The sequence below is a fragment of the Methyloceanibacter sp. genome, from assembly GCF_050726195.1.
In the GTDB taxonomy this organism is placed as follows: Bacteria; Pseudomonadota; Alphaproteobacteria; order Rhizobiales; family Methyloligellaceae; genus Methyloceanibacter.
This window is the reverse complement of sequence record NZ_JBOHJC010000008.1, coordinates 129,986-144,560: the sequence shown is the minus strand read 5'-3', so window position 1 is coordinate 144,560 and position 14,575 is coordinate 129,986. Positions and strand designations below refer to the sequence as shown.

At 62.4% G+C, this 14,575-nt stretch carries 14 protein-coding genes and 1 riboswitch; of the genes, 9 read left to right on the top strand and 5 right to left on the bottom strand.

Going from position 1 to position 14,575, the window contains the following annotated elements; genetic code table 11:
• The first annotated feature begins 34 nt into the window (after nt 1-34).
• Nucleotides 35-164, top strand: a riboswitch (TPP riboswitch).
• Nucleotides 165-219: 55 nt separating this feature from the next.
• The gene (thiC, locus tag ACRECX_RS07830) at nt 220-1,938 is read left to right on the top strand and encodes a phosphomethylpyrimidine synthase ThiC (RefSeq protein WP_431558266.1); all 1,719 of its coding nucleotides are present in this window, start codon (nt 220-222) and stop codon (nt 1,936-1,938) included.
• A gap of 973 nt (nt 1,939-2,911) precedes the next feature.
• Nucleotides 2,912-3,388, top strand: a complete 477-nt coding sequence (locus tag ACRECX_RS07825) for a hypothetical protein (protein WP_431558265.1) — start codon at nt 2,912-2,914, stop codon at nt 3,386-3,388.
• Nucleotides 3,389-3,471: 83 nt separating this feature from the next.
• Here the strand turns inward: ACRECX_RS07825 and ACRECX_RS07820 are convergent, their stop codons facing one another.
• Nucleotides 3,472-4,764 carry a hypothetical protein gene (locus ACRECX_RS07820; RefSeq protein ID WP_431558264.1) on the bottom strand — a complete coding sequence of 431 codons (1,293 nt, stop codon included), beginning with the start codon at nt 4,762-4,764 and terminating at the stop codon, nt 3,472-3,474.
• A 1,050-nt stretch (nt 4,765-5,814) separates the two neighbouring features.
• Between ACRECX_RS07820 and ACRECX_RS07815 the strand changes: the two genes are divergently transcribed.
• Nucleotides 5,815-6,036, top strand: a complete 222-nt coding sequence (locus ACRECX_RS07815; protein WP_431558263.1) for a hypothetical protein — start codon at nt 5,815-5,817, stop codon at nt 6,034-6,036.
• Nucleotides 6,037-6,119: 83 nt separating this feature from the next.
• On the opposite strand, the gene ACRECX_RS07810 is transcribed toward ACRECX_RS07815, so the two are convergent.
• The 3 genes from ACRECX_RS07810 to ACRECX_RS07800 form a co-directional block, all read right to left on the bottom strand.
• The gene (locus tag ACRECX_RS07810; RefSeq protein WP_431558262.1) at nt 6,120-6,842 is read right to left on the bottom strand and encodes a vWA domain-containing protein; all 723 of its coding nucleotides are present in this window, start codon (nt 6,840-6,842) and stop codon (nt 6,120-6,122) included.
• 74 nt (nt 6,843-6,916) lie between these two features.
• The gene (locus ACRECX_RS07805) at nt 6,917-8,101 is read right to left on the bottom strand and encodes a D-alanyl-D-alanine carboxypeptidase/D-alanyl-D-alanine-endopeptidase (RefSeq protein WP_431558261.1); all 1,185 of its coding nucleotides are present in this window, start codon (nt 8,099-8,101) and stop codon (nt 6,917-6,919) included.
• Nucleotides 8,102-8,407: 306 nt separating this feature from the next.
• Nucleotides 8,408-8,599, bottom strand: coding sequence for a hypothetical protein (locus tag ACRECX_RS07800; RefSeq protein WP_431558260.1), 192 nt, complete (start codon nt 8,597-8,599; stop codon nt 8,408-8,410).
• A 265-nt stretch (nt 8,600-8,864) separates the two neighbouring features.
• Here ACRECX_RS07800 and ACRECX_RS07795 point away from each other — a divergent pair, with 265 nt between their 5' ends.
• The 6 genes from ACRECX_RS07795 to ACRECX_RS07770 all read left to right on the top strand — a co-directional run bounded on the left by ACRECX_RS07795 (nt 8,865) and on the right by ACRECX_RS07770 (nt 13,750).
• Nucleotides 8,865-9,524, top strand: coding sequence for a CerR family C-terminal domain-containing protein (locus ACRECX_RS07795; protein ID WP_431558259.1), 660 nt, complete (start codon nt 8,865-8,867; stop codon nt 9,522-9,524).
• Nucleotides 9,521-10,708: a serine hydrolase domain-containing protein gene (locus ACRECX_RS07790; RefSeq protein ID WP_431558258.1), complete on the top strand. Its 1,188-nt coding sequence runs from the start codon at nt 9,521-9,523 to the stop codon at nt 10,706-10,708. Before ACRECX_RS07795 ends, ACRECX_RS07790 begins: the two co-directional genes overlap by 4 nt.
• 16 nt (nt 10,709-10,724) lie before the next feature.
• A complete protein-coding gene (locus ACRECX_RS07785) occupies nt 10,725-11,186 on the top strand; it encodes a DUF6790 family protein (protein WP_431558257.1) in 462 nt (153 codons plus the stop codon).
• Between the two features lie 187 nt (nt 11,187-11,373).
• The gene (locus tag ACRECX_RS07780) at nt 11,374-12,327 is read left to right on the top strand and encodes a hypothetical protein (RefSeq protein ID WP_431558256.1); all 954 of its coding nucleotides are present in this window, start codon (nt 11,374-11,376) and stop codon (nt 12,325-12,327) included.
• A 74-nt stretch (nt 12,328-12,401) separates the two neighbouring features.
• Nucleotides 12,402-13,475, top strand: coding sequence for a fatty acid desaturase family protein (locus ACRECX_RS07775; protein WP_431558255.1), 1,074 nt, complete (start codon nt 12,402-12,404; stop codon nt 13,473-13,475).
• Between the two features lie 35 nt (nt 13,476-13,510).
• Nucleotides 13,511-13,750 carry a DUF2188 domain-containing protein gene (locus ACRECX_RS07770; protein ID WP_431558254.1) on the top strand — a complete coding sequence of 80 codons (240 nt, stop codon included), beginning with the start codon at nt 13,511-13,513 and terminating at the stop codon, nt 13,748-13,750.
• 122 nt (nt 13,751-13,872) lie between these two features.
• On the opposite strand, the gene ACRECX_RS07765 is transcribed toward ACRECX_RS07770, so the two are convergent.
• On the bottom strand, nt 13,873-14,571 hold the full coding sequence (locus tag ACRECX_RS07765) for a pirin family protein (RefSeq protein WP_431558253.1): 699 nt from the start codon (nt 14,569-14,571) through the stop codon (nt 13,873-13,875).
• Nucleotides 14,572-14,575: the final 4 nt, after the last annotated feature.

The following is a 14,575-nucleotide window of genomic DNA, read 5'->3' as shown; positions in this document are numbered from 1 at the left end:
CCCTTTGACAGGGGCGCGCCAAGGTCTAGAGTGACGCCGTTCCGAGGGGAGCCCCAGGCAGGGGCTGAGAGTCCGCTGTCTTACCTCAGAGGTAAGTCCGGAGCGGAGACCCTTCGAACCTGATCCGGGTCATGCCGGCGAAGGGATTGGAACTTTGCCTCCTCTTGCGCCGCCACCGCCCGATCCAACCGGCGCCGTTGCGCCATGAGGAGCGAGGCCATGAATCTCCACGACAAGACAATCGAAGCACCCGATGTCACCACCGGGCCGCTGCCAGGGAGCCGCAAGGTCTATTCCTCGCCGGAGGGGCACCCCGACTTGCGCGTGCCGTTCCGCGAGATCGCGCTCTCAAACGGAGCCTCTTTCCGCGTCTACGACACGAGCGGGCCGTACACCGACCCTGATGCCGTGGTCGACGTGAAGCGCGGGCTGCCGCCATTGCGTGCGAAGTGGATCGCGGCGCGCCGCAAGCAGGGCAAGCCGGTGACGCAGCTCGAGCTGGCGCGGGCGGGGATCGTCACCAACGAGATGGTCTATATCGCGCACCGCGAGAATATCGGGCGCAGGCGCGCGGCCGAGGAGGCGCAAGCGTGGCTCGCCGACGGCGAGAATTTCGGCGCGTGCCTCCCCGAATTCGTCACGCCGGAGTTCGTGCGCTCGGAAGTGGCCCGCGGCCGCGCCATCATCCCCGCCAACATCAATCACCCCGAATCGGAGCCGATGATCATCGGCCGCAACTTCCTCACCAAGATCAACGCCAATATCGGCAACTCCGCCGTGACGTCGTCCGTTGAAGAAGAAGTGGAGAAGATGGTGTGGGCGATCCGGTGGGGCGCCGACACGGTGATGGACCTCTCCACCGGGCGCAACATCCACGCGACGCGCGAATGGATCATCAGGAACGCGCCGGTGCCGATCGGCACGGTGCCGATCTATCAGGCGCTTGAGAAGGTCAAGGGCGATCCCGTCAAGCTCGACTGGGAGGTCTACAAGGACACGCTTCAAGAGCAGGCCGAGCAGGGCGTCGACTATTTCACCATCCACGCGGGCGTGCGGCTCGGCTACATCCATCTCACCGCGCCCAGGGTCACCGGCATCGTGTCGCGCGGCGGCTCGATCATGGCCAAATGGTGCCTCGCGCATCACAAAGAGAGCTTCCTCTACGAGCGCTTCGAAGACATTTGCGACATCATGCGCCGCTACGACGTGTCGTTCTCGCTCGGCGACGGCCTGCGCCCCGGCTCGATCGCCGACGCCAATGACGCTGCGCAATTCGCCGAGCTCGAGACGCTCGGCGAGCTGACCAAGATCGCGTGGGACCACGGCTGCCAGGTGATGATCGAAGGGCCGGGCCATATCCCGATGCACAAGATCAAGGTCAACGTCGAGAAGCAGCTCGCGCTGTGCGGCGAGGCTCCCTTTTACACACTTGGCCCGCTCGTCACCGACATCGCGCCGGCCTACGACCACATCACGTCTGCCATAGGGGCTGCGATGATCGGCTGGTTCGGCACGGCGATGCTCTGCTACGTGACGCCGAAGGAGCATCTCGGCCTCCCCGACCGCGACGACGTGAAGGCTGGCGTGATCGCCTACAGAATAGCGGCGCACGCCGCCGACCTCGCCAAGGGCCACCCGGCGGCGGTCGCCCGCGACAATGCGCTGTCCGACGCGCGCTTCAATTTCCGCTGGGAGGATCAGTTCAACCTGTCGCTCGATCCGGAGACGGCGCGCTCCTACCACGACGAGACCTTGCCCAAGGAGGCGCATAAGCTCGCCCATTTCTGCTCGATGTGCGGGCCGAAATTCTGCTCGATGGAGATCACGCAGCAGGTGCGCGACTACGCGGCGAAGCTCGCGGAGAAGGAGCAGGGCATGGCGGAGATGAGCGAGAAGTTTCGGAAGATGGGCAGCGAGATGTATGTGGCGGGGGAGTGAATGTAAGCCGAATCTGTCTGCGTCAGAAGCGGCCACTCTGAAAGCGAGCCATTGTTGCGTCTAGGTCGTAAAACCCTAGCCGACTTGAGAGCTCAGAGAGTGCTGGCCGTGAATGTTGCCCCAACGGCCGGCTTAGGGGCGGGGAAATCGACAGCCCTATATCCGACCCCGCCGGGATTGTGAAATACAAGCCTTCGTAGTTCCCTCCCATGATCAGCGAGGCGTGATAGTTAGTCGCTTCGCACTCGACCAAGAATGACGCCCAACACTTCTCGGAGAGAATCGCTTCGCCGGTGTAGCGGTTCCTCTCTTGATTATAGATGCTTGAGTCAGGAAACGCCGCCTTTAGGCACAGCTCCGGAGCCTCGCCACCAGCAATGCGCTTAAGTACCTGGTGAAGTTGTTGCGCAGCGTCAGCCATCCAATCGATTTCTTCCTCTGGAGCGCTGCGCCTCCATCCAAGCCAGCCAAACATAGTTGCCTCCATTTACCGCTTGGTTCCAGAAAGCTAGCATATGAGGAGCGCGTTGGGTGGTTGAGCGAAGCCGCGCTCGACATGGCCGAGATGAGGGTCAAGTTCCGCGAGATGGGCGGCGAGGTTTATGTTGAGGGGGACGCCGAAAGGGGATCCGATCAGAGTAGGTAGAAGACATCAGACGGGGGACCACTGTTCGTCTGTCGAACACGTACCGGGAGGGAATCATTGCCAGTCGCGCAACCGTACAGGAGGACGTGTCGGCAGTTCGTAAACGGCACATACGCCGAGGGCGGGCGTTGGATGTACGTGTTGCACCCGAGGTTCGCTGTCGCGCCTGCCCAGTACGTGAGGGCATTCGAACTTATCCAAAAGGATGCCCTGCAGCTGTTCGACTACGTTGAGCCTGCTGACGTGAATCGAGGGTGCTACTCTTACAGAATTCATGAACTTCTCATGCGTGCCTGTGTCGAAGTCGAGGCGAATTGTAAGGCAATCATGAGCGAGAACGGCTACGTCCCGGCAGGCAATTGGAGTATGGCGGACTATTCAAAACTTGATGGCACCCATCACCTTTCGGCATACGAGGTTAGGTTGCCACTTTGGCATGGCAATCAGAATGTACGAAGGCCTTTTGCTGCGTGGCCGGTCGGGCCATTGGGCTGGTACCAGGCTTACAATCAGTCCAAACACGACAGGCATCAGAACTTCGCGCTTGCCAATTTCGACAATCTCATTGATGCAATTTGCGGCCTTGTTGCTGTACTGGGCGCTCAGTTCCATACCTGGGACTTTTCCCCGGCGGGTGCGGGGTTGGGACTCGAGCTAGGACGTCCGACGGATGGATTTGAGGTGGCAATTGGGGATTACTTTCAAATCAAGTTTCCCACCAACTGGTCAGCTGCGGACCAATATGATTTCGATTGGCAGGCACTAAAGGGGCAGCAGGACCCCTTTCAAAATCTCACATTTTGAGCCCGTAGCCCTGGGATGGGTTGAGCGAAGCGAAGCCCATCATTTCGCCAGCCGATAGTGAGTTTCGCGATGCTTAACCTACTCTACGGCTTACTAGCTTTGATTTCTTTCGCCTCTTGATTTACTCGAGCACTGTAATCCTCGTCACTTTCAAACCATCCTTGACGAGGCGCCGACCCTGTCGCCGCTTCGACGATATGCTCGTTTGCCTCTTGAGAAACCCTGTCGTGGTAGCTTTCGTTACTCTCAAACCAACCCTGTCTGGGCGTGGAACCGGTTGCGCCCTCGATGATGCGCTCACTCGCTTCGTGATGAACTCTGCTGCGGTAATCGTCGTCGCTCTCTAACCAACCCTGTCTTGGAGTAGATACGGTAGCGGACTCGACGATGTGCTCATTCGCCTCATGTGCAATTCTGCTCTGATACTCCTCGTCACTCTCTAACCAACCTTGCCGAGGTTTTGAGCCGGTGATGTCTTCAATCAGACGCTCTTTACCCTGAAGATAGACCCTGTCCCGATAGTCCTTGTTGCTCTCAAAAAATCCCTGCCTCGGTGCTGCGCTGGTACGGTTATCGAATACATCAGAAAACCAGCCTGACTTCGAAGCGGGGCACGTTTCTTGATCGGCACCGGCGCTCTCCGGTAACTCTAGGTAGTCAGAATCACCCAAGTCCGCTGCGGCATTGCCTCCAGGAGTTGTTGTCATGATATCGGAGCGCGAATGACTCCTCCGGGAAACCTTGGTCGTGCCCCTTATTAGGAGAAACAGTATTGAGAATCCGACGATCAGCAGCCAGATTGTGCCCCATCGGCTGTCGCCAATTTGTTGTTCCACGGATTTCGGCGGCTGGTATGACGGGGTTGGAGTCGATATCGTCCGAGTCACAATTTCAGAGTTATACGGCAGCGGAGCAAAGCCGGCGGGAAGCCGATGAGCAAATTCCTCTTTGATCAAGCTGTAAGCATTTCTCGGCCAGCACTTAAACTCGAAGCAAGTCGCGCAGGAATCGTAATACCATTTGTAGCATTTGCGATTTGCGGTAGGCACTCTCCGCGTATGAACGACGTAAAGAATGGTCATGCCGTCTTCGGTCCGAACACGGCTGAAGCCAGGATGCGGGCTCCTGGAATAGACCTGAGGAGCATCGTAGATGTGCCCACTTGGGCAGCTCACTCGGTAGCGATAGATCGAAAAAAGGGAGAGACACTGGCCGTCAGCAAAACACGCGCGGTGGGCAACTTTGTCTGACAAATGCAGGATCTCGGCCTTGCCCGCGCAGATTGCCAAATAATCAAAGTAGTTTTGGGTCGCTGCGGCGGCAGGCGAAATTGCAGCGAACCAGACGATGAAAGCTGCAACATGACCAAATACCATGGGGGACCCCCTATCTCCCCTGTTTAGGCCCGACCCATTCCCACGCGTGTCTATCTGACTTTGGCAATCCTTGACTTGTAAAGTCTAGCATAGCCTGTAGGACCCACTCGACCAAAGACCCTATCCCCGTCATTCTGAGTGGCCGCGCCGTACGCGCGGCCCTTGAAGGATGAGAAAGCAAGGGTCATCTTTCGAGGCTCGCGCAAAGGCGCTCGCAGCTCAGGATGACTCGCGGCTTATCCCCGCCCCTCCAAACCTGCCCTATCATCGCATCACCTCGTCCTTTGAGGTGACGCTCATGAGGCGTCGTGCTCGCAGGGCGAGGTGCGGTGCAGTCTTCACGTCTCGGCCGGCGATGCGCGCCGGTGACTAGGAAAAAAATCCTTTACCTCCGCGCGAGCCTCCGCTACACTGCGCTCACCTCGTCCTCTTAAGGGGCGCTTTCGCGAGGCGTTGCGATGTGCGGGACGGGGGTGCGGCGCCTGCGGGCCTGGGTTACGCGACCAAAAGCCTCCGGGCGGTGCGGGCTACCCCCCGGGGGCTACTACGAGCCCCCGCCGGATAGGAGAGATGTGGTTGTCTCTTATGTGCGCGCTACCGGCCTCTGGCCCTGATGCGCGATGCAAGCGAGACGGCCACTGCAAGTGGGGTCCGCCGCCGACCAACGCCGCAAATGACATGCGTGACGGTTTCGAAGCTTTGGCGCATTTTTGATGCGCTACCGCTTCGCTGCTTGAGCGCTTGTTGGCGCGCCGAAAGGCGCCCGCCGCGATCCCAAAAAGATCGCGGACACCATAAAGGACTGCGCTTCTCGGCGCGCCATCCCCCTTCGCTCACGATGGGGGCAAGCTCCCTCGGGTCAAGCCCGAGGGCAGGCTTTGACAAGAGCCGGACGCGTTCCGCGCCGCGGCAACGATGACGCACGCGCAAGCGTAGCAAGCGTAGCCCGGATGGAGCGAAGCGAAATCCGGGGTATCCGATCAATCGTTCCCGGCTTGCGCTTCGCTTCACCCGGGCTACAAGCTAAGGATCAGTGCATAGGAGAACCGAGTGGAAGAGGGGGCAAAAACCCAAGGCAAGTTCATCGGCTCCGTCGAGCGCTACGATTACGGATGGCGCGCGTCGTTCCGCACCTTGATGCCTGGCGCGGTGTTCTCGCAGGAAGGCGACGCCAAGGTGTTCGGCAAGGAGGCCGAGGCCGTGAAGTGGCTGCACACGCAAGCCGGCAATCTCGGCTTCTCCTCGATCGACATCAGGCGGAAGCAAGCGTAGCCCGGATGGAGCGAAGCGAAATCCGGGGTATCCGATCAATCGTTCCCGGGTTGCGCTTCGCTTCACCCGGGCTACGAGCTAGCTCAGCGCAGCGCGGCGTCGACAGAAGACATCATGGGGCAGCCGAGCGTCTTCTCGAACGCCTCGATCAGGTCCTGCCGGTTCTCCGCCGTGATGTAGAGGCCGCCGGTCTCCTCGGCGAGACATTTCACATCGAGGAAGCTCTGCGCGCCCGTCCAGCGGAAAGCCCTGAGCTGATAGCCGATGACGTGAACGGTCAATCGCCGGCCGCTCGCTTTGATCGTTTCGCCGAGGGCGCAAGGAGCGCCGCCGCAGGTTTCCTCGCCGTCGGTCAAGAGGACGATGACGCCCGGATTCGACTTGGAGTCCAGGACCGCCGCGGCCACTTTCACCGCCGTCACAAGCGGCGTCTTGCCGGCCGGGTTGATCGCGTTCACCACGCTCATGATCGGTTCCGTCGCGTTCCAGATCGGCTCGAAGTCCAGCTGGACATTGCATTGCTGGTAAGGCCCGGGACCGTAGGTGATGAGCCCGATCTTGCGGAACTTCGCGGCATGCGGCAGCACCTGGCCCAAGGCTTTGCGCACCTCGTCGATGCGGGTGATGTCGCTGAAGAGGCCTTGGACCGTATTGCCGGACATCGACCCCGAGGCATCGAACACGATCATGGCATCTTCGGTGCAGAGCTGCCGCGCTTCATCCTCGGTCTGCGCGGCCGCCGATCCCGCGAGGAGGGCGATGAACGTAATCGCGGCAGCGCTGGCGGGTCGAGATAGGATGGTCACACCCGGACTTTATCCCAGAGTGCGGCGTCTTGCAGAGGCGGGCCGATCAAACATTCGTGCGGCGCGCGCGTTCGCTACAGCCCCGCCTGGATGGCCTTGAGCAGCCGGTAGCGTAGCGTACCGGTGTTGCCCGTGAGCGAGATCACGAAGCGCACCCGCCCGTGCTTTGCGGTGTCGGCATAGCCAGCCAGGGTGCGGACGCCGGAAAAGGTGCCGGTCTTGTAGAGGGCGCCCTTGCCGCCCCTGAGCAGGGTGGCATGCGGCTCGAAAAGATGCAGCAACTGGGCGAGGCCGCGAGCCGTGAAGCGGTTGTCGCGGCTGATGCCGGAGCCCTCCTCGAGATGAATGGCGCCGGCGAGGCCGTTGGCGGCGAGCATGCTGTTCGCGACCTTGAGCGATTTCTCCAGGCTGACGGATCCGCCCAGGGTCCCGCCGATCTCAAGGAAGACCTGGTTGGCGATGTAGTTGTTCGAGCCGATGAGCAGCTGGTTGAGGATCTCCGCGAGCGTGCGCGACTGCTTGTGAACATAGACCGGCTCGAGGCCCTCAGGCACGGTTCCGGTCGAGATCTCCCCCTTCACGCTGCCGCCGGCTTGACCGATGAACGCGGCAATCAACTCGCCCGCGTATTTCAGGCTCACCTCGGGCTCCTGGGTCAGGCTGATGCGGCCGCGACCTTTGGGGCCCCGCGCCCGAAACTGGCTGATCGCCAGCGGGGTGATCGGGGTCTGCTGCTCGGCGGAGCGGACGGTGTTGCCGCTGCGCACGGCGGCGATGGTATTGAAATTCACCGCGAGCGCGGAGTTCAGCGCGTCGTAGGCCTCTTGGGTGTCTTCAATGCCCGGGATGCGGAGGTCGGCGGGATAATAGCTCGAATCGAGCACGATGCCGGTGAGCGGCTCCTTTCCGATTGCGGCGACCAGCTGGGACGCTAGTGGCGCCAGCTCCTCAGAGATGAGGAAAGGATCGCCGCCGCCCCGCACGTAGAGCACCCGTTTGTCGTCCAGGTAGAAGCGGGTCTCGAAGCGGTAGTCGCCGCCCAGCACCTCCATCGCCAGCCAGGCCGTCACGATCTTGGCGACGGAGGCCGGGACGAAGGGCTGGTCGGCGTTCTGGGCCACCAGCTCGTTGCCCTCTGCGTCCATCACCAGCACCAGTCCCGACGGCGCGAGGGCCTTGACGCTCTCCTTGGCGCCGGCGAGCGCCGGGACGGGCAGCAGGAGAAGGGCGCAGGTGAGGGTGAGCAGGCGAGACCACATGGCGGCGACTCCAGGCGATCTTACTTACAGGCTCAGGACCACAGTCGGCAATCATGCCTCCGTGCAGTGGGCAAGACGATGCCGCAACCCCAAGGGGCGGACCGCCGCCGAATTCCCGGTGGCGGGCGCGTCGGCTGCGGTGGCCGTGGCCCGCGCCGTATGCCACTAGCCGGGTGGGGCAAAACGCATGTTCCACCCAGGCCGCGCAGTATTTGCCGCCTTCATGCCAAAAAAGAGGGGCCCGCGGCGCACGTCCGGAAGGTGCCGTGGTCGGCATGCGCCGCGGGGCCCGCAGGGCGAGGAGAGCTAGTGTGCCGCCCTGTAGTCGCTCGGGGGGAGCGATTCCTCGTAGGTCTCTATGTGATCGTGCTTCTCGTGCCATTTCGGCCCGGGACCGCGCATATAATGCAGCTCGGGCCGATAAGAATCGAACAGCGCCTTGGTCAGCGCATCCCAAACCGCTGAGGCCCTGGCAGGCGCCTCGGCGGTTTCAGACATGTCCCTCGTCTTTGCCATCTCGGTTGACCCCGTGACTCACGTACTGTTACAGAGTGTTTCAAACGATCATTTGAAATTCAAACACTCGTTTATGACTAAAGAATGACCGGCAAGGGGCCGGAGTGGGAAAATTCGCGCACCCTGCTGGCGTGGCGTCTGCGCCGCAGCCCGGCAGGTCTGTCAGTTTGCAATCCGCCCGGCGTCCGCGTATGCTGAATTCAAACGCTTGTTTGAATTTTCCTTGTGCATTTCCCCAAAGGTCCGCATGACCCGCCCCGCCGAATATACGCGCCATTCCATCCTGAAGGCCGCCGTCGCCCTGTTCGCCGAGCGGGGCTATGACGGCACCAGCGTTCGGGCGATCGTCGCCAAGGCCCGCGTCAACCAGGCGGCGATCAACTATCACTTCAAGGGCAAGGAAGGCCTCTACCTCGAAGTGCTGAAGGTCGCTTTCGAGGGCTATTTGCGGCTCGACAATTTCGATCCCGAGAGGCTGAAAGACATGCCGCGCGAGGAGGCTTTGCGCAGCTTCCTGCGCCAGCAGCTCAATCCGCTGCTCGCCCGCAACGAGGTAAGCCACTACATCCGCATCTTTGCTTGGGAGAACGTCCGCCCGAGCAAGGCGCTGCGCAGCTTCGTGACCACGAGCGCCATGCCGTTTCTCGCCAGCGCCACGGATCTCGTGCGGCGGTTTCTGCCGCCGGGCGCGTCGGATCAGGACGCCATGTGTGCCGCCATCTCGCTGATGGGGCAATGCAGCGTGTTCGTGCGCAATCGGGAGCAGTTCCGACAGCCGCCGTTCAATCTGAAAGTCGATGAGGCGTTCGTCGAGCGGCTGACCGATTTGGTCAGCGCACTGGCGCTCGAGGGCCTGGCGCGGCAGCGTGACGGGGAAGGCTTGGCGCCTGGAAGGAGGGCTGAATGACGTCTTCAAACCTGTGGAGACCGGTGGCTTGCGTGCTGCCGGCTCTGCTCGGTTGCGCCATGGTCGGTGCGCTTGCGGCGGGGGCGGCTCCGGTTGCGCCTCAGTGTCCGGCCGGGCAGATCGCGGCTGCCGGCCAGTGCGTCACGGTCGAAGAGGCGCAAGCGCGGATCGAGGAGATCGCCCGCAAGGCGATGCCGAAGTTCAAGCTCAAGGCAGTGCTCGCGGGCTTCGCCGTCGACGGCGCGGCGCCAACGACCATGGCGTGGGGCGACTCCATGACGGGCGTTCCGGCGACGCCAGACATGCATTTCCGCAACGGGGCGGTCGCCATCGCATATATCGCCACCGTGCTGCTCCAGCTGCACGACAAGGGCGTGATCGAGGTCGACGACAGACTGGCGAAATGGTTCCCGGACTATCCCAAGGCCGATCGCGTTACGCTCAAAATGCTGATCAACGGCACATCCGGCTATGCTGACTACGTCACCGACGATGAGTTCCTTAAGCAGTTCTATGCCGATCCCTTCCGGCATTGGACGCCGGACGAGCTGATCGCCATCGGGCTCGACCGGCCGATGATCTGCGACCCGGGCACGTGTTGGTCGTACGCCCACACGAACTTCGTCATTCTTGGCAAGGTGCTGGAGAAAGCGAGCGGGCGGCAGCTCGCCGAACTGATCCGCGAGGGCATTCTCGATCCGCTGACGCTCAAGGATACGCGGAGCGAAGAGACCGCCATCATCCAGGAGCCCGTGCTGCACGCCTTCGATGCAGAGCGCGGCAAGTACGAAGAGTCGACCTACTGGAACCCGTCATGGACGCTGGCGCAGGGCGCGATCATGACGTCCAACATTTCTGACATCTTGAAGAGCGCGTCGGCCATCGGCGAAGGCACGCTGGTGTCGCCTGAGTCTCACGCGCTGCAGCTCGCGCCGGAGACGGCGAAGTTCAAGCCGTGGAGCGACACCACCTACTACGCGCTTGGCATCTTCCTGATCAATGGCTGGATCTTTCAGAACCCGTCCTTCGCCGGCTACGCGGCCACCATGGCTTATCTGCCGTCGCACAAGCTCGCGCTCGCCGTCTCCGTGACGATGGAGGAGGAAGCATCGCTCGAGGGCAATTTCTCGACGGACGTCTTGAAGGACATCGCCGCTTATCTGGCACCAGACGCACCCTTCTAGACGCGGGGCAACGCCCATGTATCTCGTCGCCATTGTCCTCTTAATGCTCGTGCTTCCGGTAGCCTCGGTCGCGGCCGAGATGGTGTGGCACCCGGGCGCGGCGTCGCTCATGGCGTTGATCGGCAAATGGTTCACGTTCTGGGGCGTGGGGGTCAGGCTGTTCATGGCCGGTGTCATGCAGACCCTCCGGCCGCGATTCACGGCGGAGTCGATCTTCGATATCGGCGATCCGGCGTCCCTCGCGATCGTGCGCGAAGTGGGATTCGGCAATCTCGCCATTGGCACGCTCGGCCTCGCCAGTCTCGCCCAGCCGAAGTGGGTCGTGCCCGCCGCGCTCGCCGGCGGCCTCTATTACGGTCTTGCCGGCGCCGGGCACCTCATGCGCAAGACGCGAAACGCCAAAGAACAAGTTGCGCTCGTCTCGGACCTCGCTATCTTTTTTGTGCTTGCGGTGTTCGTTGTTGACAGCTTGATTTGAACCCTGTCCACGATTCCAGGGAGAGCCGCCCATGGCGCAGCACAACCCCGGCAGCATGGCCTATCTGGTCGCTGTGCTCAGCGGCATCGTGCTCGGCTTCATTGTCGCGTTACTCGTGATCGGCCACTAGCCGCAGCCCCGCGTGTCGCTGCGCTCATGCGGGCGACGTGAGAACAGGAGGTGCGTCGTGCCTCGGTTGATGCTGCCGGTAGTCATCGCAATCTGCGCCGTGTGGCTCGGCGCCGGCGTGACCTTGGCCGCCGAAGGCGAGACGGCGAACGGTGCGCCCAACTCCATTCCGGAGCCCAAGGACCCGGCCATGCGCGACCGCGAAAGGCACGCGCTGGTTGCCGTCTACGAGGCGCTCGGCGGACCAGACTGGATTCAGCGCGACTTCTGGGGAAGCGACCGGCCCGTGGGCGAATGGCACGGGGTCGAGACCGACGCGGAGGGGCACGTCGTCAGGCTAACGATCTACGACAACAATCTCGCTGGGCAGCTCCCGGCCGCGATCTGCTGGCTTGAGCGCCTCCACACTTTGCATTTGTCATTCAACAAAGTCTCCGGCGCGCTGCCGGACGAGCTTGGCGACTGCCGTGCGCTGAAAAACCTTTGGCTCAAGGGCAACGAGCTCACGGGGCGCCTCCCGGACTCCGTCGCCGTCTTGCCGGAGCTCGAATATCTCGATTTGCACGCAAACGAGATGACGGGCCCGCTGCCCACGGTGTGGAACACGCCGAAGCTGCAAATCTTCCGCGGCGAGGACAACCGCATCTCCGGCGCACTGCCGGCACAGTTGCTCGGACAGCCGGCGCTCGAGCAGCTCTTCCTTCATAACAATGCGCTCGACGGTCCGCTCCCCGCGTCGTTCAGCCCGAATCTTGCGGCGCTCCTCCTCGCCAACAACGCGCTCTCGGGCCCGATTCCCGATGAGCTGGGTAAGCTCGAGAAGCTGACCGATCTCAGACTCAATCGAAACGAACTTTCGGGATCGATCCCCACGAGTTTCGTCAGCGCCCCGGCGCTCCAGGTCTTGCGGCTCGATCACAACCGGCTCTCTGGCCCTATCCCGGCCGGCCTCGGCGAGGGGCTCACCGTGTTCGATGTCTCGCACAATGCCGATTTGGAGGCAGGACAATAGATGTACCGGGAGCCGATTTGCCCAGGAATGGACATAGGACTACGCTAGGGCTTGCGTCGCCGGTACGAGGTCAAATGCCAGACGTTGCAAGGATCAAGCGGGTCATCGCCTACCTCCGGGAAGAAATCCCGGTGGACGACATCTCGATCAATCCCGTCGTCGAGCATCCGCACAACACGAGCAGGATGGTCCCGGAGCGGCTGCCTGCCGCCACCATCAAGGAATTGTCCAGGCTGGAGCCGGCGAAGGCGATCGCGGCGACCGCGGCACAATGGGTCGTAATCGCCGCGGCGATCGCGCTCTGCGTCTATGTCTGGCACCCGATCGTGTATGTGCTCGCGGTCATCTTCATCGGCTCGCGCCAGCATGCACTGCTCATCCTCGGGCACGATGCCTCGCACTACCGCATCCTGCCGACGCGTTGGCAGAACGACCTGTTCGCCAACGTTCTTATGATGTGGCCGACCTTCGCCTCGGTCGAAGGCTTCCGCAAGTTCCACGGCACGCATCACCAATACACCGGCCTCCAGAACGACGGGAACCGGCACATCTGGTACACCCATGACGCGGCCGGCGAGCTTGCCCCCGATTGGCAGTTTCCCAAGACGAGGCTCGGCCTCGCTTTGGTGCTCCTGCGCCGCGCCGCGTTCGTGACGGGCCTGTTCTGGATCGTGCGCGGGCTTGTCGGCTCGACCCTGATCCCGTCGCCTGCGTGGATGCGCGCGGCACGCTTCACGTTCTATGCCTGCGCGGCCGTTGCCTTGACGGTGTTCGGCGGCTGGTACGCCTTCCTGCTCTATTGGATCGTGCCGTTCTGCACTTGGCATATCGCGGCGCAGTACATCCGCCTGATCTGCGAGCACAGCGCGGTGGAAAGCGAGGAGGAAGAATACGCGATCACCCGCACGACCGTCCCGACTTGGCTCGAGTCGATCTTCATCCTGCCCTGCAATGTCGGCTATCACCTCGAGCATCACTGGTACCCTAGCGTGCCGTTCTATCGCCTGCCGGAGCTGCATCAGGCGTTGATGGAGCGCGAGGGCTTCCGCCAGCACGCCGTCGTCCGGCGCTCCGTCCTCACCTCACTCGGCGAGTGCGTGCGCGAGGCCGCCGCACAGTCGCGGGCGGAATCCAGGGCGCAGGCCTAGCGCATTCCGGACATCAGAGTTACGAGGAGAGGCCGATGACGAAGGTCGTATACAAGATCGTGAGGCATGAGAACGGCTGGGCCTACAAGGCCCGTGGTACCTTCTCGGAGACCTTTCCCACCCACGACGCCGCGCTCGCCGCGGCGCGGCGCGCGGCCGGCGAGCAGAAAGTTCCCGGCGAGACGGTCGGCATCCAATACGAGACGGCAGACGGCAAGTGGCACGAGGAGCTCGACCCCGGAACCGATAGGCCGCAGACCTCGGTCGAGGATTAGGCCGATCGCGGCGCCGCGATGCCAAGAGAAAAGGCAGGCCGGCGTGTGAACCGGACCTGCCTCTCTGCCGCGGCCACTGGCTGCGGCGCGAAGCGATGGGGGGGAACGCTTCGCGGTATGATTTAAGGCGCGTCGACCAGGACGATCTCGGCGTCTTCGAGCGCCCTGATGGTCAGCGCCTTCTCGTTTTCGATGGCGAGGCCATCGCGGGCCTGCACTTTGATGCCGTTGACCTCGACGAGGCCGGTGGCGGGGACGAGATAAGCGTGCCGCGCCGTGCCGAGGCGATACTCGGCTGTCTCACCGACCCTGAGTGTGGCGCCGAGCACGCGCGCGCTGGCGCGGATCGGCAGCGCGTCCGTGTCGCCGTCGAAGCCGGAGGCGAGCGCCACAAACTGGCCGGAGCGCTCGCCCTTGGGGAAGGGCTTGGCGCCCCAATGGGGCTCGCCGCCTTTGCTGGCCGGCTCGATCCAGATCTGGAAGATTTTGGTCGGCACGTCCTCGCGATTGAACTCGGCGTGGCGAATACCTGAGCCTGCGCTCATGACCTGGACGTCGCCCGCTTCGGTGCGGCCTTCGTTCCCGAGGCTGTCCTCGTGGGTGATGGCGCCCTGACGGACATAGGTGATGATCTCCATCTCGGCGTGGGGATGCGGCGGGAAGCCGGTGTTGGGGGCGATTTCGTCGTCGTTCCACACGCGCAAGCTCCCATGGCCCATACGCTCCGGGTCGAAGTAGCGCGCGAAGGAGAAATGGTGCTTGGCCTTGAGCCAGCCGTGGTCGGCAGCGCCAAGCCTGTCGAAGGGTCTAAGCTCGATCATCGGA

Excerpts from the sequence above, each read along its gene's own strand:
- thiC (WP_431558266.1), top strand. The coding sequence starts at position 220 with ATGAATCTCCACGACAAGACAATCGAAGCACCCGATGTCACCACCGGG.
- ACRECX_RS07825 (WP_431558265.1), top strand. The coding sequence starts at position 2,912 with ATGAGCGAGAACGGCTACGTCCCGGCAGGCAATTGGAGTATGGCGGAC.
- ACRECX_RS07820 (WP_431558264.1), bottom strand. The coding sequence starts at position 4,764 with ATGGTATTTGGTCATGTTGCAGCTTTCATCGTCTGGTTCGCTGCAATT.
- ACRECX_RS07805 (WP_431558261.1), bottom strand. The coding sequence starts at position 8,101 with ATGTGGTCTCGCCTGCTCACCCTCACCTGCGCCCTTCTCCTGCTGCCC.
- ACRECX_RS07800 (WP_431558260.1), bottom strand. The coding sequence starts at position 8,599 with ATGTCTGAAACCGCCGAGGCGCCTGCCAGGGCCTCAGCGGTTTGGGAT.
- ACRECX_RS07795 (WP_431558259.1), top strand. The coding sequence starts at position 8,865 with ATGACCCGCCCCGCCGAATATACGCGCCATTCCATCCTGAAGGCCGCC.
- ACRECX_RS07790 (WP_431558258.1), top strand. The coding sequence starts at position 9,521 with ATGACGTCTTCAAACCTGTGGAGACCGGTGGCTTGCGTGCTGCCGGCT.
- ACRECX_RS07785 (WP_431558257.1), top strand. The coding sequence starts at position 10,725 with ATGTATCTCGTCGCCATTGTCCTCTTAATGCTCGTGCTTCCGGTAGCC.
- ACRECX_RS07775 (WP_431558255.1), top strand. The coding sequence starts at position 12,402 with ATGCCAGACGTTGCAAGGATCAAGCGGGTCATCGCCTACCTCCGGGAA.
- ACRECX_RS07770 (WP_431558254.1), top strand. The coding sequence starts at position 13,511 with ATGACGAAGGTCGTATACAAGATCGTGAGGCATGAGAACGGCTGGGCC.
- ACRECX_RS07765 (WP_431558253.1), bottom strand. The coding sequence starts at position 14,571 with ATGATCGAGCTTAGACCCTTCGACAGGCTTGGCGCTGCCGACCACGGC.